21 protein-coding genes and 2 pseudogenes are annotated in these 25,545 nt (G+C 63.5%); 11 read left to right on the forward strand and 12 right to left on the reverse strand.

Features of this window, described 5'->3' with window-relative positions:
• The first annotated feature begins 280 nt into the window (after positions 1–280).
• On the forward strand, positions 281–853 hold the full coding sequence (locus FDN03_RS09215) for a TMEM175 family protein (RefSeq protein WP_138176234.1): 573 nt from the start codon (positions 281–283) through the stop codon (positions 851–853).
• Between the two features lie 765 nt (positions 854–1,618).
• Entirely contained in the window at positions 1,619–1,867 is a 249-nt protein-coding gene (locus FDN03_RS09220) for a hypothetical protein (protein WP_138176236.1), read from the forward strand.
• Between the two features lie 42 nt (positions 1,868–1,909).
• Here the strand turns inward: FDN03_RS09220 and FDN03_RS09225 are convergent, their stop codons facing one another.
• The gene (locus FDN03_RS09225; protein ID WP_138176238.1) at positions 1,910–2,830 is read right to left on the reverse strand and encodes a LysR substrate-binding domain-containing protein; all 921 of its coding nucleotides are present in this window, start codon (positions 2,828–2,830) and stop codon (positions 1,910–1,912) included.
• 10 nt (positions 2,831–2,840) lie between these two features.
• The gene (locus FDN03_RS09230; RefSeq protein ID WP_138176240.1) at positions 2,841–3,737 is read right to left on the reverse strand and encodes a LysR family transcriptional regulator; all 897 of its coding nucleotides are present in this window, start codon (positions 3,735–3,737) and stop codon (positions 2,841–2,843) included.
• A gap of 161 nt (positions 3,738–3,898) precedes the next feature.
• Between FDN03_RS09230 and FDN03_RS09235 the strand changes: the two genes are divergently transcribed.
• The 8 genes and pseudogenes from FDN03_RS09235 to FDN03_RS09270 form a co-directional block, all read left to right on the forward strand.
• The gene (locus FDN03_RS09235; protein ID WP_138176242.1) at positions 3,899–5,188 is read left to right on the forward strand and encodes a M24 family metallopeptidase; all 1,290 of its coding nucleotides are present in this window, start codon (positions 3,899–3,901) and stop codon (positions 5,186–5,188) included.
• Complete coding sequence (locus FDN03_RS09240; protein ID WP_138176244.1) at positions 5,109–6,341, forward strand: PLP-dependent aminotransferase family protein; 1,233 nt, start codon at positions 5,109–5,111, stop codon at positions 6,339–6,341. Before FDN03_RS09235 ends, FDN03_RS09240 begins: the two co-directional genes overlap by 80 nt.
• Positions 6,338–7,561: a M20/M25/M40 family metallo-hydrolase gene (locus FDN03_RS09245; RefSeq protein ID WP_212743893.1), complete on the forward strand. Its 1,224-nt coding sequence runs from the start codon at positions 6,338–6,340 to the stop codon at positions 7,559–7,561. Before FDN03_RS09240 ends, FDN03_RS09245 begins: the two co-directional genes overlap by 4 nt.
• Positions 7,562–7,571: 10 nt before the next feature.
• Positions 7,572–8,984 carry an MFS transporter gene (locus tag FDN03_RS09250; RefSeq protein ID WP_138176246.1) on the forward strand — a complete coding sequence of 471 codons (1,413 nt, stop codon included), beginning with the start codon at positions 7,572–7,574 and terminating at the stop codon, positions 8,982–8,984.
• 69 nt (positions 8,985–9,053) lie between these two features.
• On the forward strand, positions 9,054–9,806 hold the full coding sequence (locus FDN03_RS09255) for an SDR family oxidoreductase (protein WP_138176248.1): 753 nt from the start codon (positions 9,054–9,056) through the stop codon (positions 9,804–9,806).
• 94 nt (positions 9,807–9,900) lie between these two features.
• Positions 9,901–10,566 carry a pentapeptide repeat-containing protein gene (locus tag FDN03_RS09260; protein WP_171021193.1) on the forward strand — a complete coding sequence of 222 codons (666 nt, stop codon included), beginning with the start codon at positions 9,901–9,903 and terminating at the stop codon, positions 10,564–10,566.
• A gap of 653 nt (positions 10,567–11,219) precedes the next feature.
• A complete protein-coding gene (locus FDN03_RS09265; protein ID WP_138176252.1) occupies positions 11,220–12,662 on the forward strand; it encodes a hypothetical protein in 1,443 nt (480 codons plus the stop codon).
• Positions 12,663–13,273: 611 nt separating this feature from the next.
• A pseudogene (locus tag FDN03_RS09270) lies at positions 13,274–13,580 on the forward strand (transposase); the annotation flags it as partial.
• Positions 13,581–13,611: 31 nt separating this feature from the next.
• Here the strand turns inward: FDN03_RS09270 and FDN03_RS09275 are convergent.
• Positions 13,612–14,889 (reverse strand): annotated as a pseudogene (locus FDN03_RS09275) (ISL3 family transposase).
• A 116-nt stretch (positions 14,890–15,005) separates the two neighbouring features.
• Here FDN03_RS09275 and FDN03_RS16420 point away from each other — a divergent pair.
• Positions 15,006–15,149 (forward strand): hypothetical protein, encoded by a 144-nt coding sequence (locus tag FDN03_RS16420; protein ID WP_171021194.1) that lies wholly within the window; start codon positions 15,006–15,008, stop codon positions 15,147–15,149.
• A 42-nt stretch (positions 15,150–15,191) separates the two neighbouring features.
• Here FDN03_RS16420 and FDN03_RS09280 read toward each other — a convergent pair whose 3' ends face one another.
• From FDN03_RS09280 to FDN03_RS09320, 9 genes are all read right to left on the reverse strand, one after another.
• Positions 15,192–15,911 carry an NPCBM/NEW2 domain-containing protein gene (locus tag FDN03_RS09280; RefSeq protein ID WP_138176254.1) on the reverse strand — a complete coding sequence of 240 codons (720 nt, stop codon included), beginning with the start codon at positions 15,909–15,911 and terminating at the stop codon, positions 15,192–15,194.
• Positions 15,912–16,013: 102 nt separating this feature from the next.
• Positions 16,014–16,208: a hypothetical protein gene (locus FDN03_RS09285; protein ID WP_212743894.1), complete on the reverse strand. Its 195-nt coding sequence runs from the start codon at positions 16,206–16,208 to the stop codon at positions 16,014–16,016.
• Positions 16,209–16,272: 64 nt separating this feature from the next.
• A complete protein-coding gene (locus tag FDN03_RS09290) occupies positions 16,273–16,476 on the reverse strand; it encodes a hypothetical protein (protein ID WP_138176256.1) in 204 nt (67 codons plus the stop codon).
• Between the two features lie 52 nt (positions 16,477–16,528).
• Complete coding sequence (locus FDN03_RS09295; RefSeq protein ID WP_138176258.1) at positions 16,529–17,827, reverse strand: SIR2 family protein; 1,299 nt, start codon at positions 17,825–17,827, stop codon at positions 16,529–16,531.
• A gap of 600 nt (positions 17,828–18,427) precedes the next feature.
• Positions 18,428–20,023 (reverse strand): ABC transporter substrate-binding protein, encoded by a 1,596-nt coding sequence (locus FDN03_RS09300; protein WP_138176260.1) that lies wholly within the window; start codon positions 20,021–20,023, stop codon positions 18,428–18,430.
• Between the two features lie 54 nt (positions 20,024–20,077).
• On the reverse strand, positions 20,078–21,253 hold the full coding sequence (locus FDN03_RS09305) for a serine hydrolase (protein ID WP_138176262.1): 1,176 nt from the start codon (positions 21,251–21,253) through the stop codon (positions 20,078–20,080).
• 20 nt (positions 21,254–21,273) lie between these two features.
• Positions 21,274–22,062, reverse strand: a complete 789-nt coding sequence (locus tag FDN03_RS09310; protein ID WP_138176264.1) for an ABC transporter ATP-binding protein — start codon at positions 22,060–22,062, stop codon at positions 21,274–21,276.
• Positions 22,059–23,771 (reverse strand): dipeptide/oligopeptide/nickel ABC transporter permease/ATP-binding protein, encoded by a 1,713-nt coding sequence (locus FDN03_RS09315; protein ID WP_249354467.1) that lies wholly within the window; start codon positions 23,769–23,771, stop codon positions 22,059–22,061. The genes FDN03_RS09310 and FDN03_RS09315 overlap by 4 nt, the downstream gene beginning before the upstream one ends.
• On the reverse strand, positions 23,771–24,793 hold the full coding sequence (locus tag FDN03_RS09320) for an ABC transporter permease (RefSeq protein ID WP_138176266.1): 1,023 nt from the start codon (positions 24,791–24,793) through the stop codon (positions 23,771–23,773). Before FDN03_RS09320 ends, FDN03_RS09315 begins: the two co-directional genes overlap by 1 nt.
• Positions 24,794–25,545 lie beyond the last annotated feature (752 nt).

Below are 25,545 nucleotides of genomic sequence, written 5' to 3' on the forward strand. Positions count from 1 at the left end.
CGCAGTGCAGCGCGGGGGCCGTGCTTCCAATCTAGGAACAGCGATGCGTAAAGAAAAGCGAATAAAAACAACAGATTCCTGTTAGCCCTGCTTACACATCATGTGTTGGGCGGGAATGCCGGCGGGGTGGCGGCCGGCCGCCGCACTGATGGCGGTGCACAATAATCGAAGAACGCCGGCAGGGCGGAAACGCGAAGGGGACACGGATGCACAGCAGGGCAGTGAATCACAGCGGTGGGCACAAGGGTGCTCCAGCGCTCTCGGTGAACGGGCCGGAACAGTGAAGACCGGGCGTCTGGAGGCGTTTAGCGACGGGGTGCTGGCGATCATCATCACCGTCATGCTGCTGGCGCTGCCCGTGCCCAAGGGCACGGGGTTCACCGAATTGTGGAATGCCGTGGGCACCGCTCTGCTCACCTATGCCCTGAGCTTTACGTACGTGGGCATCTACTGGAACAACCACCATCACGTGTTCCAGCTGACCAGCCGGGTGACCGGCGGGGTGTTGTGGGCCAACCTGCACCTGCTGTTTTGGCTCTCCCTGCTGCCGCTGGCCACCGCATGGATGGACTACACCGGCTTTGCGCGGGAACCGGTGATGTCCTACAGTGCCGTCCTGCTGCTCGCGGCCCTGGCCTTCGTGCTGCTGCAACGCACCATCGCCCGCTCCGAAGGCCCGGACTCCCGCATGCAGCGCGCGTTGGGCAGGGACAAGAAGGGCAAGGCCTCACTGGTGCTCTACTTGGCCGGGATCGCCAGTGCGGCCTCCATGAACTCCTCGGGCTGCATCCGCTCCAGGCACCAGCGCAGGTGCCAGTGCGGTTCCCGGCCGGCATTCGCAAACCCCCGGTGAGCAGGAAGTCCGCGGTGCTTCCGGCAGCGAGGAAGATCCGGGATTGTTCGGGGGTCTCGAGCAGGAAATGGGTGTCGCTCAAGGCCGGCTCCTGGGACGGTGCTCGCAGATGGTCTCAGGGCGATTCTCGTGGAGCATCGTTATTCCGTTAGGATCTGCACCCTAGCTTGGGTGTATTCATCCCGGGAAATAATTCCGCGGGAATACAGGTCCTCCAGTTCCGCCAACCGCTGCTCCAGGGGCTTGGCCGAGGCCAGAACCTGGGAGCTGGCCACCCGGGTAGCGACATCGGTTTGCAGGGTAAAAAATCGTAGCGGGCGGCCTTGCTGGCCCGGTAGTTGCGAACCCAGATCCAGACGATGAAGCCCACCATCGCCAAGAACGCCATCAAGAAGAGGCCCACGTAGACCGGCATCGCGCCGGATACCGAGTCCATGAAACCGGAGTCCTGGAAGAAGGGGTTCTGCGTTCCGTCAAATGGAACGGAGCCAGGTTCTATTGCCTCGACGATGTCATCGGGAAGCTCATCCAGGTTCAAAGCATCCATCGCTCTCACTCGGGACCCGCGAGGGCGTATCCCGGCGGGTCAGAAGACCAATCAAACATGCAGGCCCAGAGTGCCGATACAGATTCTCGTAAACGTTATGGTTCTGCAATCACCCGACATTGCTGGACACACGCTGGCCAGCAGCCGGACCCCTGCGTTGGAACTAGCATGGGAGGCAACAGTATCGACAAGCAACAGTTCTGGAGGCTCCTTTGTCCGTGAAGCGCAAACCCGGGTACGACACGCTCATGTACTTCTGGTTCGCGATGGTGTTGGTCGTAGTGGCCATCGCCGTGCATTTAGTGGGACTAAGTTTTCTTACCAACGGTGAAGAGCCGAATCTTCAAGCTTTGGCCATTGTGGGCATGGTCTCCGCCGGCTGCTACGTCGTGGCGGGGATTTTCGGCCTGGTCGTGGTCCACAAGTGCATCGCCATGCTGGTCTACCTGGTGCATCACAAGCCCTAGTCAAGAAGCACGGTGCAGGTGTCTGCGCGGAGCAGGCAGTACCTAGGAAGCGCTGGGGTGCGTGGTGTTCCGCCCGTCCGGCTGGCGGAACGCCCGGGCCACCGCCTCGCGCACCGCGCCGAGGGCCGGATTGGATTCCGCGCCCTTGCGGGTGACGAACAGGATGGTGCGCCGCTGGTCGGCCGGCAGCCAACTGCTGGGCGTCAGGGCGCTGGAGGCCTCCTGCATCACCATGTCCGGCAGGAAGGCCGCGGCCAGTCCGTGCTCCACCAGGCGCAGGTGGAAGAGCACATCGGAGGACAGGTGGGCGATCCGCGGTTCGAAGCCGCGTTCGCGGCACACCCGAAGCGCCCATTGCGAGGCGGCGGACCCGGCCGGTTCCATGACCCAGGGCACCTGGCGTACGGCCTGCGCATCATCCAACTGCACCCCCACCGGAAGGTAGCCGCGCACCGGGTCCTGGGCCAGGATCGTGGTGTGCAGGCTGGTGGAGCCGTCGGGGGCCGCGCCCGGGAACGAATCGGTGAGCACCGCGTCAACCTGGCGGGAGGCCAGCTTCAGCATGGCTTCCTCCGGTTCGTAGCGGTGGATGTTCACCTGCAGTGCCGGGTGCTCGCGGGCCAGGTCGGCCAGTGCGGTGGGCAGCACGGTCCGGCTGATGCTGGCGAAGGCCGCGACCGTGATGCTGCCCCGGGCCCGTTCGTGGGACGTGGCCAGGTCCGCTTCGGCCTTTTCCAGCGCGGCGAGGATCGCCTCGGTGTTGTGCACCAGTTCCAGGCCGGCGGCGGTCAGGCGCACGTTGCGCCCCACCCGTTCCAGCAGCTGCACCCCGGTTTCACGCTCCAGCAGCGCCAGCTGCTGGGAGATGGCCGAATGGCTGTAGGACATGCTGCGCGCTGCTGCGCTCATGCTGCCGTGCAGCCGGACCTCGCGCAGCAGGCGCAGGCGATGGATGTCAAGCATCGTTCTCCTCTCAGGAAGCGACTTCGCGCAGGATCTGCAAAAAGCTCTTGGTGGCCGGGCGCAGGTGGCTGCCGCGCCGGCCTACCGCGTAGATGTCCCGGAACATGGCCTCGCGCTGCCTGCCCTCCTCCGGCTCCCAGCGCACCACCGACCCGGTGGCGGTGTCCAGCCCGTGAAACACCATGCGCGGCAGGAAGGCGGCCGCCACCCCGGCGGCGACCAGTTCGTAGTGCAGGCGCGGATCCGGGGAATCGAAGAGCACCTTCGGTTCAAAGCCCAGGTCACGGCAGAAGCGGTGGGACCAGGCGTAGGCGTCGGTGCCGCGAGGTTCAAAGGCCCAGGGCAGTTCGGCCAGTTCGGCCACGGAGGCGACCGGGTGGGGCAGGTGGATCTCCATCCGGTCCCGGGTGATGGCGGTGCGCACAAACCCGGCGTCGGCGCGCCGGGGAATGTGGGTGAACTCGTCCACCATGGCCACGTCGGCCCGTCGGCTGGCGACCGCGTCCAACGCCTCGTGCGGTTCGAGCTGGGTGAATTCAATGACCACATCCGGGTGCACCCGGTTCATCCGCCGCAGCGTCTCGGGCAGGAAGGTCCGGGCGAAGGTGCTGAAGGCGGCAAAGCGGATGACGCCCTGGACCCGGCTGCGCCGGGCCTCAAGTTCTGCGGTCGCCCCCTCCAGTACGGTGACCGCCTCATCGACCCGGGAGACCAGCTGGCGTCCGGCCGGGGTGAGGCGGGTGTTGCGCCCCACCTGCTCCAGCAGCGGCAGCCCGGCCTCCGCCTCCAGCTTGGCCAGCTGTTGGGAGACGGCCGAGGCGCTGATGCCCAGCACCCGGGCGGTGGCCGCGATGCTGCCGCGCAATTGCAGTTCGCGCAGCAGCGTCAGCCGCTTGAAATCAAGCATTTGGACCTCCTGGCATCGGTCGTCGGCGGATGTTCCCACCCATAAGTTCTGCTTAACGGAACAAACAAGATGCACCCACTTTATCTGATGGAAGCGCGGAACTATGGTGTAGATCACAAAGTTCGTGAATCCGTGGAAGTGATAGGACAAAGACAACGACAATGGTGTTCACCCCGGAAGGTCACCGTGACCTGGAATGCAGCGAGTACGCAGCTCGCCAACAGCGCGTCCGCCGGCGCATGGCCCAGCAGGGACTGGACGTCCTGCTGGTCACCGATCCCGCCAACCTGTACTACCTGACCGGCTACAACGCCTGGTCCTTCTACACCGCGCAGATCCTGGTGCTGCCCTGCGAAGGCGAGCCGCTGATGTACATGCGCCACATGGACGCCCACGGGGCGCACCGCACCGCGATCGGCATCCGCGCCGAGCGGGTCATCGGCTACCCGGAGCAGATTGTGCATCGCCCGGCGATCCACCCCGGCGACTGGGTGGCCAGGCACCTGCGGGATGCCGGCTACGGCCGGGCGCTGCGCGTGGGCTACGAGGGCGATTCGCATTTCTTCTCCATCCGGATGTTCATGGCCCTGTCCGCGACCCTGCCCGAATGGCAGCTGCAGGAGTCCCGTGAGCTGGTCAACTGGGTCCGCCTGGTCAAGTCGCCCTTTGAAGTCGAATTGATGCGCGCCGCCGGCCGGGTCTGCTCCCAGGCGATGCGCACCGCACTGCAGGCCCTGGCCCCGCACCGCCCGCAGAACGAAGTTGCCGCCGAGGTCATGGCGGCCCAGGCCCGCGGGGTGCCCGGCACCCCCGGGGACTACCCCTCGATCGTGCCGATGCTGCCCACCGGCAAGGGGGCGGACACCCCGCACTTAACCTGGACCGAAGCGCCGCTGCCGGTGGATTCGCCGATCTCTATTGAACTGGCCGGGGTGCACCGGCGCTACCACGCGCCGATGGCGCGCACCGCGGTGCTCGGCCGGCCCGCCGCGGCGCTGCAGCGGGTCGCCTCCGCCACCATTGCCGGCATCGAGGCCGCCTTTGACCAGGTGAAGCCCGGGGCTACCCCGGAGGAGGTCACCGCCGCCTTCACCAGGGTGATCCGGGCGGCCGGGTATGAGAAGGAATCCCGGCTGGGCTACTCCATCGGCATCGGCTACCCGCCGGACTGGGGTGAGCGCACCGTCAGCTTCCGGGTGGGGGACACCACCGAGCTGCAGGAGAACATGACCTTCCACCTGATCGCCGGCATGTGGCTGGACGGGTCGGGCTTCGAAGTTTCCGAGCCGGTGCGGGTGAGCGCCACCGGCATTGAATTCCTCGCGGACGTGCCGCGCGAACTGACAACCATCAACGTTAGGAACACCACTCATGGCCACCGAATCGCTGCTGACCGCCGTACCTACGCGACTGGCCTCGCGGGCCAGCCAACTCAAGGGATCGGTCATTGACTCCTCCACCTCCCTGCTGGCCAGCCAGACCCACGACATCGTGCGTTTCGCCATGGGGGCGCCGAATGCCGAGCTGATCCCGGAGGCCGAGCTGGCCGGGCTGTACACCAGGCCGGCCGAGGGACGCTACGACTATGCGGCCACCGAGGGCAACCCGCAGCTGATCGATCAGATTGTGGCCTACCACCAGCGCCTGGGGCAGCCGGTGGATCCGGCCCGGGTGCTGGTGACCACCGGGGGCATGCAGGGCCTGGACATCGCGTTCAAGCTGCTGGTGGATCCGGGGGATCTGGTGATTGTCGAATCGCCGACCTACACCAACGGGATCTCCACCGTGCTCAGCTACCAGGGCCAGGTCCTGGAGGCCCCGGTGGATGACCAGGGCCTGGTGGTGGAGCGGCTTCCCGAGCTGGTGGCCGCCACCGGCAAGACGCCCAAGGCGATCTACGTGATCCCGAACTTCCAGAACCCCTCCGGGCGCACCCTGAGCGAGGCCCGCCGGCTGCGCCTGCTGGAGCTGGCCGCACAGTGGGAGGCGTTCATCATCGACGATGACCCGTACGGGGCGCTGCGCTTCGAGGGCCAGCAGGTCCCCGGCTTCGCCCAGCTGAGCCCGGACAACCCCCGGCTGATCTCGGTGCGCACCTTCTCCAAGGTGCTGGCCCCGGGGCTGCGGGTGGGGTGGATGGAGCTGGATCCGGCGCTGCGCGCCCTGGCGATCAGCGCCAAGCAGTCCATGGACACCTGCACCAACGCGCCCATGCAGCAGCTGGTGGCGGACTACCTGGCCGACGGCCGGCTGGATGCGCACCTGGACACCCTGCGCAGCGTGTACCGGGAGCGCAAGCAGGCGATGCGCACCGCCCTGGCCGATGCCTTCGGCGAGCAGGTCATCGCCACCGACCCGCAGGGCGGGTTCTTCCTGTGGCTGACCCTGCGCGGACGCTACGCGGGCATCGACACGGAGGCATTGTTCGAGGTCGCGCTGCGCCACGGGGTGGCGTATATTCCCGGTCCGGCATTCTCCGATGCGGGGGCGTTCAGCGACGCGCTGCGCCTGTGCTTTGCCACCTCCACCCCCGAACGCATCGGCCAGGGCGTGGCCCGGCTGCACGCGGCCCTGGAGGAGATGGCCGGCGGGGAGCAGCCGTGAGCATACAGGCCTTTGACGTGCAGCACCACGAACGGGCGGCCCTGCAGCGGATCGAGCGGCAGCGGATCGTCGAATTGGCCGGTGAGCTGATCGCCGCCGGAGGAGAGAACCCCGGCGGTACCGAGCAGGGCACCGTGGCGGTGCTGGCAGCGGCCCTGGAGCGGCTGGGCGCCCGCGTGAGCCTTGACGCGGTGGCCCCACAACGCCCGAACCTCGTCGCCCACCTGGGCGGGGACGCCACCGGCGGGGGCCTGCTCTTTTTGGGCCACAGTGACGTGGTCCCGGCGGGAGCGGGATGGCACGGAGACCCGTTCACCCCACGGGTGGACGGGGACCGGCTCACCGGCAGGGGTGCGAGCGACATGAAGGGCGGGCTGGCGGCAGTAGTCGTCGCCATGGCCGCCGTGAATGCGGTCGCCCCGCAGATCCCGCTGACCCTGGTGTGCACGGTGGACGAGGAGGCCGACGCGCTGGGGGTCGGGCACTATGTGGCCACCGCACCGGCCGGCGGCTACACCGGCTGCGTGGTCGCCGAACCCACCGACCTGGTGGGGATCATCGGCTGCCGGGGAGCGGCCAACCTGCGGCTGCGGATCACCGGGGCCAGCGCCCACGCCGGCCGGCCCAGCGACGGGGCCAGCGCCATCCAGGCCGCGGCCGAGGTGATCAGCTGGCTGCGCGCCGACGCGGCCCGCCTGGCCGACACCGGCCACCCGGTGCTGGGGGCGGCGACCTGGAATGTGGGAACCCTGCACGCCGGGCACGGCACCTCGATCGTGCCGGACACCGCCGAACTGGGTGTGGACCGCCGGCTGCTGCCCGGGGAGGACCCGCAGCAAATCCTGGAGCAGCTGCTGCGCCGGCTGCGCCTGTTCATCGCCGACAGTGCGATCCCCCACCGGGAGCTGATCCAGATCACCGGGGAAGTCCAGATGCAGATGCCCGGGTTCCTCACCGAGCCCGGGCACCCCTTCACCCGCCGGGTCTGCCAGGCGCTGGCGGATGCCGGGGCCAGCGCGGAGACCGGGATCTGGACCGCCTCCTGCGAGGGCGGGTTCCTGGCCGAACACCACCAGGTGCCCACCCTCGTGCTGGGGCCCGGGGAAATCAACACCCAGGCCCACCAGCCCAACGAAAGCGTTTCCATCCAGGACTTGTGCACCGCGGCGCGGGCCTACGCACTCATCGCGCTGCGCCATCATCACCATCAGTGGGACTAAGGAGAAGACAATGTCCAGCCCAGCACAGCTGCCGGCGCTCCGCAGGGAAGCGGATTTCACGGCCGAAGAGAAGAAACTGGCCCGCAAGTCGGTGGCCGGGTCGGCGATCGGCAACGCGATCGAATGGTTCGACTACGGCATCTACGGATACCTGATCGTCTACATCTCCGAGCTGTTCTTCACCTTTGGGGAGGACGCCGGGGCGCTGCCGCGCATCCTGGCCTTCTCCACCTTCGCGATCTCCTTCATCGTGCGCCCGCTGGGCGGCACCGTGCTGGGGCCGCTGGGCGACCGGATCGGGCGGCGCAAGATCCTGATCTTCACCATCGTGATGATCAGCGTGTCCACCGCCTGCATCGCCGCGCTGCCCACCTTTGACCAGGTCGGCTTCCTGGCCCCGCTGATGCTGGTGCTGCTGCGCATGATCCAGGGCTTCTCCGCCGGCGGCGAGTACGCCGGGGCGGCGGTGTTCATGAGCGAACACGCCCCGGACGACAAGCGCGGCAAGTACGGTTCCTTCCTGGAGTTCGGCACCCTGGCCGGCTTCAGCGGCGCCGCGATCCTGTGCACCGTGCTGACTTTGATCGTGGGCACCGACGGGATGATGGCCGGCTGGTGGCGCCTGCCCTTCGCACTGACCCTGCTGCTGGGCGGCATCGCGCTGTGGATGCGACGCCACCTGGAGGAACCGGAGACCTTCACCCAGGACACCGCCAAGCATGAGGAAGTCGAATCGGCGACCAAGGTGCTGGGAATGCTGCTCAAGCACTACCCGGCCCAGCTGTTCAAGCTCTTCGGGTTCATCGTGCTGGTGAACGTGGCGTTCTACCTGGTGCTCACCTACATGCCCAGCTACCTCACGGCCACGCTGGGCCACGGGGCCACCGAGTCCAACCTGACCCTGGTGTTCATCCAGCTGCTGATGATCGCGCTGATCGTGCCGCTGGGGGCGCTCAGCGACCGGATCGGACGCAAGCCGCTGCTGATCACCGCCAGCGCCGGGTTCGTGCTGCTGCCGGTCCCGGCGGTGCAGCTGATGCAGACCGGGGGACTGGTGGGGCAGATCATCGGCATCGGCGTGCTGGGCCTGCTGCTGGTGGTGCTGCTGTCCACGATCTCCTCCACCCTGCCGGCCCTGTTCCCCACCGCGGTGCGCTACTCCGGTTTCGCGATCGGCTACAACCTTTCCACCGCCATCTTTGGCGGCACCGCCGCGGTGGCCAACGAGGCGCTGATCGAACTCACCGGCAGCTCCCTGGTCCCGGGCTGGTACCTGGTGGGGGCCGGCGTGATCGGCCTGGTCTCGGTGCTCACCTTCCGCGAGACGGCCGGGCGGTCGCTGCGCGGCAACGTGATCCCGGGCAGCGATGACAAGGAACGCATCGAACAGGGTGAAACCCTGGTCGGGGCCGGGCGCCGCTAAGCGCCCGGGGCGCAGCCCACCGACAATACCCAGAACGAAGAACACGGCAACAAGAAGGAGTTGGATTTCGTGAGCGAAGCGCAGCGCGTGGCACTGGTGACCGGGGCAACCTCCGGCATCGGGGTGGAAATCGCCCGGCGGCTGGTGGCCGACGGGATGCGGGTGGCGATCTCGGGACGCTCCGCGGAACGCGGGCAGAAGGTGGCCGCCGAACTGGGCGAGGCGGTCTTCTTCATCCAGGCCGAACTGACCGCACCGGGGGCGCCGCAGCGACTGATCGATGAGGTGGTCTCCCGGGCCGGGCGGCTGGACGTGCTGGTGAACAACGCCGCCATCGACCACATCAACCGGATGCTGGACACCCCGGAGAATGAGATCCGTGAGGCCTTCGAAATCAACACGTTCGCCGCGATCTTCTGCCTGCAGGCCGCCGGCCGGGTGATGCGGGAGGCCGGGGGAGGGGCGATCATCAACATCACCTCCCGGCTGGCCAGCATCGGGGTGCCAACCATGGGGCTGTACAGCGCCAGCAAGGGGGCCATGCTCGCCCTGACCCGCGCCGCGGCCGTGGAACTGGCCGAACACAACATCCGGGTCAACGCCGTCGCCCCGGGCATGACCCGCACCCAGATGTTCGAGGACTGGCTGGCCGGGCAGGAGGACGCGGCCGCCACCGAACGCGAGGTCTCCGCGGCGATCCCGCTGGGCCGGGTGGCCCTGCCCGAGGACGTGGCCGGGGCGGTGGCCTACTTCGCCAATGCGCAGAACACCTACGTCACCGGCGTCTCCCTGCCCGTGGACGGCGGGTACCTGGCCAAATAGCCCCCCGCCCCGGCGCCGCTGTTTTGATACCCTCCCCAGTGGAAGGGACGGCGGGCCGAGCGGCCTGCCGGACGGTGAGGGAAGAGGGATGGTCATGGGTGCTCCACGCACGGTTGCTGCGCCAAAAACCGGGGGCTGGTCATTGCCGCCGGTGCTGCGGGAAGGCACGGCGTCGGACCTGGCCGAGCGCGGACTGCAGGAGCGGGTGCGGTTCTGCGGCCTGGACCTGAATGGGCTGGACCTGTCGGGCAGCACGTTCGAGGAGTGCGAACTGCAGCGGCTGGGCATCTCCGAGGCCAACCTGCAGGCGGCCCACTGGCTGCGGACCGAGGCCGGGAACCTGCAGATCCCCGCCCTGAACGCCCACCGGATTGGGATGCGGCAGGTGCGCCTGGACGCCTGCCGGTTCGGGGGCGCCGACCTGGCCGAGGCGCAGCTGGACAACGTGGTGATCAGCGGGTCAAAGTTCACCTGGCTCAGTCTGCAGCGGGCCCGGCTGCGCGACGTGCTGCTGCGGGACTGCGTGATCGAGGAGCTGGATTTGAGCCAGTGCCGGATCGAGCGCCTGGCCTTTGAGAACGTCAAGGTCGGCACCATGCACTGTGCCGGGGCAAAAATGCGCCACGTGGATCTGCGAGGAGCCCAGCTGCAGAGCCTGATCGGGCTGGAGAGCCTGCGCGGCACGGTGGTGAACCCGGCCCAGCTGCAGTCGCTGGCCGAACTGTTCGCCGTGCACTTTGGGATCACCGTCCGGGACTAGGCGCTCCCCCCGCAGCCGGCGCACGAACCTGCGGGCACTGAAAAGGTCCCGCCATCCGGTTGGACGGCGGGACCTGATCAGATCATCACTCGCACCCTCAATGAGGTTGTCTACAACAATAGCCCAGCTCCATGTTGGTGCTGATTGTGTAAGCAGACCCGGAGAAAGCGCGTTCACTTCCGAATTTCCTATACCACGGCAGCAAATCGGTGGGGTCCACGAACGCTTTGACCGCTGCTAACCAGTGACGGACGTAGCGGGTCAAGTGTCTTGGCCAGTCCTGGCCGTTTGGCCGTGGTCGATGTAGAGGTCATGGGGTCGGACGCCAGCGGTGATGAGGCTCTGAATCAGGCGTTCGGAGGGTTGGACATGGATAGATGTGCTGGCGTATCCGACCTATTTGGGCATCGGCCCTTCAATAGTGTCCCGCAACTAATGGTGCAGGCCCGATTCTATGCCGTTAGTTGCGGCACATAGTTATGAGAATGTCAGTCCACTGATTTTCCGAGGATTGTTCACCACGGGGGTGGGTATCGATGAGACGTCTTACAACCTATGGGTTGTAAGACGTCTCGCGCTACGTAGCATATAGTGCCGTCCGATAGACTTCAGGTTATTCACTGAAAATGGGGGACGGTTTGAAGAGCAACACAATGCAGGAACCAGTAACGAACACGGAGTTGCTAGTACCAGATCGTTTTGAGCGTCTTAAGGACGTTGGGACTGGGAGCTTGCGATCTCTTGTGTTTCCTATTGAAGAAATGCTAGAAGTCATAGACGATCGATACGGTGAAATGATGATGACAGGCCGAGGAGCTATGTTATTGTTACGCGGCGACAGTGGCACTGGGAAATCTACATTTCTTAATACGGTAGGGCTTTTCCGATCTGGTGTTGAGTCTTTGAGAGTGGGCTCGGAACAAGACGTAAGTGATTTTCTCTTCGCCTTAGAATCTACAGATGAGCTCCGAATTATAGTCTTAGAGGGACGAGAAGCGTTAGGTCTAGTTTCCAAGCAAAAGTTGGAAGCCACGATGCACGCGATTAATTCTTTTGTTCGAACTGAGGCGGGTGCCAAATCATTGGTAGTATGGCCCACCAATAGCGATGATATTTCGGAGATTCTCAAATCCTTAGGAAATCAAATAGGAGCGGAGTCGCTATTTGGGCTTGATGATCCAATTGTGGAGTTCACGGGACCTCCAAAGTCTGAATTTGTGCAGATTGCGTCAAATACCATTGCTGCGTTGAATGAAGGAGCGACACTAGCTGCTCTGGGAGTTGCGGATTCTAGAGCAAGAGAACTTGCAGATGATCCTGGGACCAAAACTATCGGTAAATACCTAATGCTTATCGGAAATGAGCTTCGCAGGAATTCGGCCTATGTAAAAAAACTTCAGAAAAAAGAGAGCATTCGACTTTGGGTTTTGGTGTTGTCGGGAAACGATTCTGAGGGTGACGTAGCTGCTTTAACTCGGGGAGGCTATTCGCAGGCCGATATAGACCGACTGATGACGGCTACCGAAGCCAATGTTATTCAGCAATTGAAGAGCTACCCCGATGAGCTTGGCATATTGGGTACAGTTCTGGATGCAAAAATCCTACACATGGACGTTTATACCGCGTTAGCTATCGCTCGAACGCATGCTAGTCCTGAGCTGAAAAACTTACTTCGCGCACAGAACCGCTCAATCACCAAGGATCCCAAAACTGCAGGGCGTGTTACGACAAGCGAACTGGGTCTAATGCTGTCGGGGCAGCCTTTGGGACAGCGACGACGAGGTCCAAAAACCGGAGATAACACTAAAGAAGCTTTCGATGGGTTAGCCACAATTGCTTCCAAGAATGATGGACTTCTTAATGAGGCAATTGGAGAGGCTCTTATTGCTTCGAAACTAGTAGATTCTTTCGAGAAGGAACATAAGCTAGACGGGCCCGTAAAATTTATCTCCGATCTTCGATTGAGAAGTGGAATTGAAGATATTAGGTTGGAAGTCATGTGGCGAAGGAAAACAAGTAGAGCCGAAATTGCCAATTACGTGCTTACGAAGCTTTGGAACTATGCCCGGGCTATTGGGCTTATCGATGCTTCTTGAACCGAAATCAATATGCCTTTCAAGGATTTAGGCCTAGTCCGTGGAGTATTTATGGAAATTTTAAAACCATTTATTCAATGCAACTCTACTCTGGACCGGATTTCGGTAAATAATTCCGAGTCTTAGTTCATGCCACACTGAGAGTGGTATTTGGGGTAACCGGTGAAATTGGATGCTTCGGCCTGAAGGATGTTTATTTTAGAGGGTACCACTAAGAGAGGATATCTGCGGACGTTCAAAAATTATTATCAGCGTAATTTTTTCGAAATATTGAACTAGCCAGTTTTGAAACCAAATCAGTTTTTTATAATTCTAATCTTCCAAATTTCAAAAGTATTCGGTTTGAAACAATCATCTATCCCGTTATCTTTTTGATAGTTCCTACAAAGAGGATCATAGGGACTGTCGGCCGACCAATCCCGGCATGGTGTTTTTCCCCTGTCTATCCAATGATCCGGGGGGTGTTGCCACCGGGGTTGGGTGGCAGCGAGGTGGTTGCTGATTAGGGGCGTGGCGCCAGATGGTGGACGTCTGTCATAACGTGGATGCAAGACTTTGTTACCTGCGGTTGGTCGACGTTGAACCGGCACTAGTTCAAGGGAGCGCTAGTCATGATCAACACGGATATCGACATTTTCCTCGGCCTCGACGTCGGGAAAACCGACCACTGGGCCTGTGCCGTCACCCGCGACGGGACCAAAATTTGGAACAAGACCCTGCCCAACGACGAAGCCAAACTCACCGCTGTCTACCAAGGACTCATTTCTCAAGGGCCGGGTTCTAGTAGTCGTGGACCAGCCAGCCACCATCGGCGCACTGGCCGTTGCCGTTGCCCAACGCATGGGCATAGCTGTTGCCTACCTGCCGGGACTGACCATGCGGCGTATCGCAGACATGTACCCAGGAACAGCTAAAACGGCTCTTAAAACTTCAGCGTGGTGCAGGATGTTCAGCACGGGCGTAGTCCCGCCGTGTACAACAATATCCGAAGCCGATAGTGCCCATGATTCCGGTAGCCTCGGCCGATGCGTTTCAGATTCTTCGCCGTCAGATTCGCCGCCTCACTCCTGGCGTTGGTCAAGCGGGTTCGCACGAAGACCAGCAGTTCCCTGCGCCAGGCAGTGAGTGTGCGGAACAGCGACTTTGCCTCAACCATTTTCGTGGCCTTCACCGACTTCTCCAGGACCGCCCACCGGGACTGGAACTCATGGACATCAGTGGCTTTCAACAGTTGCCGCACATGCTCCTTGATCGCGTAGATCACCCCCAGCTCCGGATCCGATCAAGGATCAGCTTCAGCCGCTCGACCTGTGTGATCGACAGGTTCTCCAGGTTGCAGGTCAACAGTTTCCGGTACTTGTACGCCGAGTCAGTGGCCCTGCCACGGCGCTCGAAGACTTCGTGGGTGCGGCGCCGGCGCACATGGGTGATCATCAGGTTCGCCCGGGCGATCACGTGGAAATGATCCACGCTGATCTTCGCCTTGGGCACCGTGTCTCGCACGGCCTTTCGGAACTCGGATGACATGTCGATGGCCACGAACTGGACACGCTGGCGCCAGTACCGTGGCCGGGCCTTCAACCATTTCTTCACCGCCGCACCGCGGCGTCCGTCCACGATATCCAGGATCTTGCCGGTATCCAGGTCCGTGAACACGATGGACCACGGCTCGATCCGAAGGACCTTGCCGTTACGTCCTCTGGCGTAGCGAACCTTGCGAAACCGGTGCTCGTCAATGCCCAGGTAAGCGGATGAACATGCGATCAACGTTGCCCACCAGCTCGCCAATGTAGTTCAGCCGGGCCATCACCGTAGGCCAGGACACCCCATGTGCCGCAGCCACCCGGGATACGGCGCGCAGCTCGCAGCTCATCTCGTGAACGAGCTTCTGCAAGAGCCTGGTGGTGATCCGGGCCCGGAAGGGCAACTGCTCGGTGGCCTGCACGAACGAGCGCCGTGCACAGGCCGCTTCCTGGCAGGCCATGCGCCTCTTGCGCACCCAGACCTGCAGATCGTTGCCACCGACCGGCACGTCCTTGACCCGGTGCACCGGCCTGGCCTGGATCCTGGTGGTCAGCACCCCGCACGAGGGGCAGGCCGCGTCGGTGGCGATAGGTTCGATCAGGACCTGCCGCCCGGCAGCTTCGTGGACCACGTCGATGACGCGGTAGTCAGTGAGGTTCAACAGAATCGACGCAGCATCGATTGGCCCGGTATCCTTGAACACGGCTCGTAGTTCCCCTCTGCAGATGAATTGTCTTAGTCAACATCCATCTTCGCAGAGGGGCTGCGAGCCTTACTTCTTTTTCGGGGTCACCACGCTAAAACTCGAAGAGCCCGTATATGCGCGATTACTTCTACCCGTTGATGGGGGAGTTGACTTCACCGGATGGTCCGTTCTGGGATTATGACCCGCCAGTGCGCGAGGACGTGCCCGATCAGTGGTCAGTGCAGCTGGCCCCGGAAGAATTCGAACAGCGGTCCTAGGGGAAAAGAGCTTGAACGCTGATCCGGAGAACCAGAGAAGATTTATTCTTCGCGTGGCTGAAGGGCCAGAGGGCCTGTGCATGTGACAGTGGCGTCACCCCAGACTGCCATTTCACCATAATATCCGGGATCGGCTGGCGTGCTTGATGCCAGCGACAGGCGCAGAACCCCGGTTACATCAAGAGATATTTTCTGTTCTTCTCCGTATCGAAGCTTTTTCTCTTTGAGGATTTCTCGATCTTCGGATCGTATGACCATCAAGACAGGATAGCTAGTATCGGAGTTGCTGTCACTTAATCCAATAGTTGCTGTAAAAGTATTACAATTCTTTCCTATCATATATTCAGCTATTGTTTCTTCCCCAATAGACATATCTGTTTGAATTTCTTGCAAAACTGATCGGTTATATTCTTTGCCGCCAATGCTTACTGATCCAGATTGATTTCCCCCGTCATAGTTAGTTGGCAGATATTCTGCCAGGAAATATTTTTTCTGCTTTTGCGGAGAGGCGGGGTCAGATTTCCCCGGGTCCACTATGGGATCGAGGCTTGACGAAGCAGCTGCATCGCTTGAGGCTGCTGGAGTGGAGGCGCTGTGAGTGGGGGAGCCGGTAAAGCTAGCTTCTGGGGGTAGAGGGGATACTGGATTGCGCCACGCTGCGTAGGCAACCCAAACACCTACGAGTGCAACTATTAGACCTAAAATTACGAGTATTATGTGCCAATTTATCGTTCTCTTAGGCGAATTTTCCCCCGAGTTCATAGATACGTTTTAGTTCACAATTCCATTTTTGTCAATAGGTAACCGTACTTAAAGTTAACCTCTTCTATCGTAAAACTCCATGTGAATAAGGCGGACACTTGGTTAGCTACTATTTTTTACCTTCTCGTAGTACTCCTGCGAGAGCTTCACATCTTCGCCGTAAGGCTTTTGAGAGAAGTGTACGAGTTCGAGCAATCCTGCGGGAATGCCCGAGCCGCTAATGATGGCACGGCCTCGGGGTAGGGCGCCGAGGTCGGAGACTTCCAGGATGGATTCTCGTTGCATCGAGCTGGACACAGAGCGCCTCGCAGCACCGGAGTGGAAAGTAAAGCAGAGGCAGCGGATGCCTGATAGTTAACGCTCATATGCTTGCCCTCTTCGGTGGCCCATACATTAGCCAGTCGAACGTTACCGCCAGCTTTGCATATTGGGTCAGAGAGTATGACTGCTGTCGGTAGCTCCTGTTAGCGTTCAGGTACTCTCTCAGCCCCTCGCCGTCCTGAGTTTCATCGAACAGCGACCATGGATGCTCGAGCACCCAGTCTTCACCCTTGTGCTTGATCACATCCTCGAATGTTGTACTGGTCGGCAATGCGCGACCCGCAAGGTTCTTTGACTCACGGCTGATTTGACTCACGGCTGATGTAAGCGTTGATCTTGGCGGGCACGTTAACATTGGCGAGTAGCTGGCCAGCCTCATCAAGAAAGCCACCACTTCGAAGGTGCTTCCAGTACGGGACATACCAGTTGCTTGCGAACGAGCTTCCGAATGCCTCGGTGATTACCTGGTCGCTGGGGAGGCCACGGTCTGGCGAACCGAGAACATCGTCGACCAGATCCCAGCGAGAGAGCCCAATGATTCCTTTGACTGTCATTTTCGCGCCAACACCAAAAACCACATCCAATTGATCCGAAGCGGACTCGATGTCGGAGACTTGAACCAGTCGTCCGTCGGGATCGTTGCTCTTGACCAGCTCGTATATCTGGCCCTTGAGCTGCCGAAGGACTCGAGCAGGTAGAGCACGCTCTTTGATACCCAGCGCGCGAAAGACGTCGAGGAAGTCTGAGACAACGATCTCGTGCGCCTCGATCTGGCCGCCGTCGATTTGTACCGTTCGGGATCGAATCTCCGCCGCAACGTCTGGCGCCCAGTTCACAAATAGCAAGCGGTCCTTCAGTTTTGCCGCGTTGCTCCCTCGCACGGCCCTTACCAGCGATCGAAGAATCTCAAGGATGTTCTCGTCACTCAAGCTGTAACCCAAGAAGATGATGGGGTGATCAACAAAGAAAGTCATCAGCTTGGCGGCGAGATACGCGTCTCTCTCCTGAAAATCGTTGTAGTCTTCGCGTGTAAGAACAAGCGAACTTGGCTGTCGCGCCGATCCGTGAATCATATAAACTTCAGCGATCCCCTGTGAGTCAGCGAACAGCAACTCATCTTGTCCCGTGAAAACCGCATAGTCAGGAAACGTCACTGACATCAAACTGTCGAAATTCGTGGCGATAATTCCTTCTACGTTTGCTTTGCGCAGGAGGGTGAACTCGGCTTCATACTGAGGTGGAATAACAAAGTTTTCAATAGCGGTCTCGAAGTATTGTGATACCTCAATTTTCAGGGCCGATGATGAATCAGTGACCTGGGATCCATATTTTTCACGGGAAAGGGCGAACCTCTTATCCGACCACCAAACAGAGTAGAACTCGTTCGCGAGCATCGATGCAGTGCGTGGCAGATCCTCTCCGGCCAGACCTCTGTAGTACTCGTAGGGCTGGTTAGTGAAGGCTGCAAAATGGCGAAGGAGACCCTCCCAGTCAGGCAGTTCAGCGTATCTTCTCGATATGCCTGAGCCGACAAAAAGGTACGGCGCGGCCATTGTCTTCAGATGAGAACTGAGGAAATCATATGCCACACCCATGCGCCTATCGTATCTGCTCGCAAGTGCGCCTGCCGTGACGCTGGCCGCGATCCATCATCGCGGATGTTCGGGGAACAGCGTCTCAGCAGCTAGGTTCAACATCCTGGGCCGCGAAAAGAGTCAGCTCATTTAAATCAGGCGGGAACAAACTCTTGAACGCATCTCCGAAGATCGTGGCGGACCGCAACCGCTATAGTTGGCATCGGAGCCTCGTTGAACGGGGACCCTGTTGCAGTCTATCGTGTGAAGAGTTGCACGAGGCTTGCATCGAAAACCTGTCATCGCGTCAGCCGATAACCTACGTTATGTAAAGTCGTAAGGACATTATTCTTCTTCGAAGGCCTCGGCTTTTGCGTTGTGATGACACGCCAGAGAGCCAGGGTGTTGAGTTCAGGGGGGTACCCTCTCAATCCTGAAGGGCCGGTTTGCCATTGCCGGACCGTGCCGGTTAAACCGAATGGTCCCGCCGTCCAGATGGACAGCGGGACCAATTCAGATCATCACTCGCACCCTCAATGAGGTTGTTGACAACACTAATCGGGGTTTCTGTGCCCGGGCTGGGCGGGAACCCGGTGTTTACCGGTGATCCCGCCCTGTCAGTTAGTCGGTGATGCGCATGGTGCGCGCCGAGCTGATGCCGTTGATGACCCGCGCCGAGAAGCCCTGGGCGGTGGTCAGCTGTGCGGACACGTCACCCAGCGGCACCACGTGGGCGTCCTGGAAGAGCCCCTCCTGCAGGTCCTGGTAGATCGCGCAGCGCTTGTCCTCATCGGTTTCGGCCATCGCCTGGCCGACCTGGGCCAGGAACTTCTCATGCTTCGCCCCGGTGATGTTCCGTCCACCGTCCTCGGTGGTCGGCCCGGTGAAGCGGGAGAGCCCGGCGTAGAGGGTGGAGGAGATGTTCACCAGGTTCACCACGGTCATGTCCCAGGAGTCCGGCTTGGTGCTCAGCTCGGTGAACAGCGAGGCGGTGTCCACGCTGCGCAGCTTCACGTCGGCGCCGGCCTCATTCAGGGCCTGGGCGATGTAGGTGTTGCCCGCGCCCTTGCCCACCGCCGGGGTGCCGACCAGGGTGGCGGCCTGTCCCTTGATGTCCGCCAGGTCCGCGTCCTTCGGGCTGAGCAGCGCGGCGTCGGTGTTGGCGCACTGCACGGACTCGGAGACGAAGCTGGTGGCCGGGGCGCCCAGTCCGTTCGTGGCCGCCTGCACGAACGCCTTCTGGTCCACGGCCTTGGCGACCGCGCGCCGGGCCTCGGGATCCGCGAACGGCTTGCCCTTGCGTTCGTTGAACACCATGAACAGGTTCGCGGTGGAGAAGCGTTCGGTGCCGAACTTCTCATCGTCCTTGAAGCGTTCCATCGGTTCACCCAGCACGGTGGCGATGTCGATCTGGTTGGTCAGCAGGCCGTTGGCGATGCTGTTGTAGTCCGAGCTGACGCTGTACTTGATGGTCTTGGCCACCCGGCCCTCGAAGGGCTGGGCGTATTCGGGCCAGGTGTAGCCCTCGTCGCGCAGCGCGAACTCCACGTTCACCCCCGGCTGGTAGTCGGCCAGGGTGTAGGGGCCGGAGAACGCGCCCTCGACCTTGCCAGCCGTGGTGCCCTCCGGGTCCTTCAGCCCGGCCGGGCAGATGATCCCGGATTCGGGCATGCTCAGGCCCTGGCCCATGTCCGCCCATGCGGTGTCCAGCTCAATGGTGACCTTTCCGGCGGCGTCGTCGGCGCTGATTTTCGGTTCGGAGGGGCCGAAGACCAGGTCCTTGTTGTTGGACTTCTGGGCGAACGCGTCCAGCGACGCCTTGACCACGCTGGCGGTGATCTGGGTGCCGTCCGCGCAGGTGGCGCCCTCGCGCAGGGTGAACTCGCCCCGGGTGGGGCTCAGCTCCCATTCGCTGGCCAGGTCCCCGGCAAAGGTGTGGTTGTCATCCTGCACCAGCAGGGTGGCGTAGAGCAGGGAGTTGGCCATGGTGGCCGGCACCCCGGAGGAGGTCAGCGGGTTGAAGCTGTTCGGGTTGGCGATCATGGTGGAGCGGATGGTGTCGGTCTTGCCCTCGGCCCCGCCGTCGGCGCTGTTCCCGGTGGTGCACCCGGTGACCGCCAGCGCCAGGCCGGTGGCCCCGGCCAGCAGGGCGGCGCCGCGGCGGCGCAGGCGGGACGGGGTCCCGCCGGATGAGGTGGATGCGGTCGGTGTTGGCATGATGGCTCCTGAAGGTTGTGATGGTTGGGGTTTTGCGGGGGTCTGTGGGGGCGGCTAGCCGGCGGGCGTGGCGGTAAGCTGCCGACCGATGTGGGCGAACACCTGCTCGAAGTCGGGCACCGGCACATCCGCCCCCACCGGCTGGGCGCCAAAGTGAACGATGACCAGTTCGCGGCGCGGGTCCACGTAGAGCCGCTGGCCGGAACGGCCGCGCGCCACGAAGCTGCCCGGCTCGCCCAGCGGCAGCCACCAGAAGTCGTGATAGGCCAGCACCGGGCCGTTGGCGCGCGTGTCCCCGGTGCCCAGCACGTCCGCGGCCGGCCCGTCGGGGACGCGGGTGATGTCCGCGACCAGCGCCTCATTGAGCACCTGGACGCCCTGCCGGCTGCCGCCGCAGCGCAGCAGTTCGCCCAGCAGCGCCAGGTCCCGGGCGGTGGCGGAGAACCGGCCGCTGGCCAGCTCCCGCCCCGTGGAGTCCAGCCCGAAGTGGGCGTCCTCCCCGGCGCCCAGGTGCACCCACAGCAGCTCGGAGACCAGCTGCGCCAGGCTTTGCCCGGTGACCCGGCGGATCGCCTCGCCCAGCGCTTCGGTGTTGCCGTTTTCGTAGCGGAAGATCTGCCCGGGCGGCTGCTGGGCACCCGCGGTGGCCAGGCGCTCGAGCAGCGTGCGCGGCCCGGTGTAGTCCGCGGCCCGCTCGAACATGCCCACCGCCTCAAAGAACCTGCGGGCCTCCTGCTCCTTGTTGAAGGCCCGCCCGCCATAGCTCACGGCGGTGCCCATGTGCAGCAGCTGATCCAGGTTCGCCTCGCCAAAGGCGGTGCCGGCCAGTTCCGGCACGTAGTGCCCCAGCCGCTGCTCGCGCTGCAGCAGCCCGTCGCGCAGCAGCACCCCGGCCACCAGGGAGACCACGGACTTGGAGATCGAGGCGCTCAGGTGGGTGTCGTGTGCCGCCATCGAGTGCAGGTACTGTTCGTGCACGAGCGCCCCGCGGTGCAGCACCAGCAGGGCGTTGCTCTCGGCCCGGGACAGGAAGTGCTCCAGCGGCTGCAGCACGCCGGGCCGGGGGCCGGGCACCTGCATGCCCGCCAGGGCGCCCGCGGTGTGCGGCGGCAGCGCCGGAGGCGTGGTGCCGCGCCAGATGCGGCGGGTGGGCATGGTCTGCCGGTCGTTGATGAAGTGCTGGCGCAGGACCTGCGGGTCCGCCAGGCGCTGCAGGGTCTGGGTGTTCATGGTTTTCCTCCGGTGCGGGCCTAGGCCAGGGTGAAGCCCGGTGCCCCGGGCACCGAGTCCAGCAGGGTGCGGGTGTAGTTTTCGCGCGGGTTGCCAAAGACCTCATCGATCGGCCCGGATTCCACCACCCGCCCGTGCAGCATCACCACCACCTCGTCGCAGACCTGCTGGGCCACGGCCAGGTTGTGGGTGATGAACAGCATCGACTGCTCCCGGTGCTGGGCACGCAGCCGGGCCAGCAGCCCGATCACCTCGGCCTGCACGGACACGTCCAGCGCGGAGGTGATCTCATCGGCCACGATCAGCTGTGGCTGCACCGCCAGCGCCCGGGCGATCGCCACCCGCTGGCGCTGCCCGCCGGAGAGCTCATGCGGGTAGCGCCGGGCAATCTGCTCCTCCAGCTGCATGGTGTCCAGTGCCTGGCTGATCGCCTGGCGGTGGGCGGCCGGGTTGGCGCGCACCGGGTCGATCGCCTCGGCCAGGGTCTGGCCGATGGTGCGCCGCGGGTTCAGGGAGGCGTACGGGTCCTGCGGGATGTACTGCACCTGGCGGAACAGCCGGCGCTGCTGGGAGCGGGTGGGCCGGGAAATGTCCTGCCCGGCCACCTGCAGCCGGCCCGAACTGATCCGGTGCATGCCCACGATCGCCTTGGCCAGGGTGGACTTGCCGGACCCGGATTCGCCCACCAGGGCCACGGTGCGCCCCTGCGGGACGTCGATGCTCACCTCGTGCAGCACCTGGACGGCGCCGAAGCCCAGGCTGAGGTCCTTGGCGGCCACGATCGGGGCCGGGATGGCGGGGGCGCTCATGTGCGGATTCCTTCCTCTTCATTCAGCACCAGGCCGCTGCCGGTGCGCAGCACCGGGACCGCGTCCAGCAGCTGGCGGGTGTACGGGTGGCTGACCTGGCGGCTGGAGATCTGCTGCGGGCTCAGCTCCTCCACGATGCTGCCCTTGCGCATCACCAGCACCCGGTCGCACAGCTCCTGCACCACCCCGATGTCGTGGGAGATGAACAGGATCGCGGTGCCGTACTCCTCACGCAGCCGGCGGAACTGGCGCAGCACCTCGATCTGCACGGTCACATCCAGCGCCGTGGTCGGCTCATCGGCGATCAGCAGCGCCGGGCCGGTGGCCAGGGTGGAGGCGATCATCGCCCGCTGGCGCATGCCCCCGGAGAGCTCGTGCGGGTACTGGCGCAGCCGGGCGGCAGGGCGGGTGATCCCCACCTTGCCCAGCGCCTGGATGATCGCCTCGCGTGCCTGGGCACGCGAGGCCCCCTGGTGGGTGCGCAGCACCTCGGTCAGCTGCGGGCCCATGGTGCGTGAGGGGGTGAACGTGGAGCCCGGGTCCTGGTAGACGATCCCGATCTGCTGGGCCAGCCGGGCCGCCGGCGGGCTGCCGAGCATGTCCAGCTGCGCCACCGTCAGCGCCCGGGCCTGAACGGACAGGTCATCGGCCGCCAGCCCGGCAATCGACATCGCGGTCAGCGACTTGCCCGAACCGGACTCGCCCACGATCCCCAGGATCTCCCCGGGCTGGATGTGCAGGTCGATGCCGTGCACCAGCTCGGTCGGCTGGCCCTGGCTGAGGTAGTTCACCCGCAGATCCTCCACCCGCACCAGCGCGGTGTCGGTCTGCGCGTTGGCCGGGGCGCTCTTGGCCCCGCGGCGGCTGCGCCGCCAGGCGCGTCCGGTGCGCGGGTTGGCGTGCGCGGCCAGCGCATCGCCGATCAGCATCGCGCCGACCGCCGCCAGGATGATCATCACCGCCGGGCCCAGCGCCTCAATCGGCTGGGTGTACAACGCATCGAGGCTGTCGTTGAGCAGCGAACCCAGGTCGTACTGCGGGGGCTGCACGCCCAGGCCCACGAAGGACAGCGCCGAGATCTCCATCAGGGTGGAGGAGAACAGCGTGGTGGACAGGATCAGCAGCGGTTCGGCCATCCCCGGGATCATGTGCCGGGTGGCCAGGCGCAGTGGGCCGACCCCCAGGAACTTTGCGGTGGTGAAGTATTCGCTGTTGGTCACCTGCTGGGCCAGGTTCGCCGTCACGCGGGCGAACCCGGGCATCCCGGCCACCCCCAGGGCAATCACCGCGGTGCCCGCGCCGGGCAGCAGGATCGCCGCGATCACCAGTGCGGTGATCAGCGTCGGGTAGGCCACCGCGGTCTCCAGCAGGCGCAGGCACCACTGGCGGACCTTGGCCGGGGCCAGCCAGATCGCCACCCCGGCCACCAGCCCGCCGGCCACCGAGAGCAGCGTGGCCAGCACCGTCATGACCAGGGTCAGCCGGGTCGCCACCAGCACCCGGGCCAGGTTGTCCTGCCCGAAGTCATTGGTGCCCAGCAGGTGCTCGGAGCTGGGGGCCAAAGCCCGGTTTTCGCTCAGCTCATTGGCCGCATCGGTCAAGCACAGCGGGGCGATGATCGCGGTGAGCACCAGCAGCGCCATCAGCACCACGCCGATGACCATCCCCGGGCGCCAGATGCTGCGGGTGGAATGTTGGGTCTTGGACATTACTCGGCCCCCGCCTTCAGGTTGCGCGGATCAATCAGCGCCAGGATGATGTCCACCACCAGCACCAGCACGGTGGCCAGCATCCCCAACAGCAGGATGGTGGCCCGGATCATCGGGTAGTCCCGGGAAATGATCGCATCCACGATCCCCTTGCCCACCCCGGGCCAGCCGAACACGGTTTCCACCACGACGGTGCCCCCAAGCATCCCGGCCAGCAGTAGCCCGGCCAGGGTCAGCGTGGTGGTCAGCAGGTTCGGCAGCACGTAGCGGCTGTTCACATGCCAGGTGCTCAACCGCCAGCCGCGGGCGGTGCGCACATAGTCCTGTTCCAGGATCCCGGCCGCCTCGCGCCGCACGATCCGCGCGATCACGCAGGTTGGACCGATCATCACCGCCGCGGTGGGCAGCACCAGTGAACCCAGGGTCGCGGCCCCACTGGCCGGGAACCAGCCCAGACGGATCGCGAAGACGAAGATCAGCAGTGTGGCCAGCACATAGTTGGGCACCGCGAAGATGAAGCTGGTGATCCCGTTGAACAGGTGATCGGCCCAGGCCCGGCGTCCGCCGCGGGTGAGCAGCGCGGTGCCCATGCCCAGCGGCACCCCGATCACCAGCATGCAGCTGATGGCCAGCAGTGCGATTTCCGCGGTGAACGGCAGCCGGGCCAGGATCGCTGCGGTCACCGTGGTGCCCGAGGCGAAGGAGTCGCCCATGTCCAGGGTGAACACCCCGACCACGTACTGCCAGAACTGGGCCAGGAACGGCCGGTCCAGACCCAGTGCGGTGCGGGTGCTTTCAATCTGCTCCACCGTCGCCCCGTCCCCGGCGGCCACCACGGCCGGGTCACCGGGCAGCAGCGGAACGATCAGGAAGGTGACAATGACCAGGATGACGAAGGAGAGCACCAGCCCACCCAGGCGGCGCAGCAGGAAGGCGGACCACGGGTGGCTGGTGCGCTGGCGCAGCGAGGCCCGGGTCCGGCGTGGTTCCAGTTGCGGATCGGTGACGCCGACGGTGGTCATGACGCCACATCCGGAAGGGTGGTGGCTGGTGCGCCGCCAAGATCCGCGGCACTGCGGCGCGGGGCCGAAATGGGGGATCTGGGTGGGAAGCGGTACATGGCGGTGGTCTTTCCTTTGGTTGCGAAGTGTGTGGCACGAAGCGTTGGATGCCCCTGTTCCGTGCCGTGCCGTGGTGGGGCGCCGGGTGCGGACAGGGCCGGAGGATTGCCCGCTGCCGCGGGCAGCTAGCGCTGTCCGGAGGGTCCCCCGGCGGGGGTCCAGGCCCGAATTTGGGAGCGGCCTCGGTGAAGTGGTGCATGTGCGGACATGTCGGTACCCCTCCCATTGCGAGTTCATGGACAGAGTGTCCAATAAAGTTGTTAGAACCAAGGTATGCCAGTGATGCACATCACGCAACCTTTTATGGTTTTGCGGTGCAGGTGACGGCATTGGGCCACGTGGTCCTTCGAAGGTAATCAAGGGGACGGGCAGGCGGTAATGTCGCGGAGGTTTCGCGTACAAGGCCGGGGTTCCTCGGCTTGGGAGATGGCGAGGAGGTGTGCCTATTAGGCCGTGTATTGCCGGGTCTTTGAACGGAATGCGAAGCGCGCTCCATGGGGTAACGCGGACGTTGCGCGATTTTCGCCCCTCAGTGCTTGAGGCTCTACCTTCTAGACGGCTCGTCTAGTAGCGGGCCAGACGAGGCTGTTCGCAGACGGCATTGCACGAGCCGGTGCGCGGGGGTAGCCGAAGATGGTTCGTGGACTTGGAGC

Origin of the sequence: Glutamicibacter sp. V16R2B1 (assembly GCF_005774635.1) — a bacterium.
Classification (GTDB): Bacteria; Actinomycetota; Actinomycetes; order Actinomycetales; family Micrococcaceae; genus Glutamicibacter; species Glutamicibacter creatinolyticus.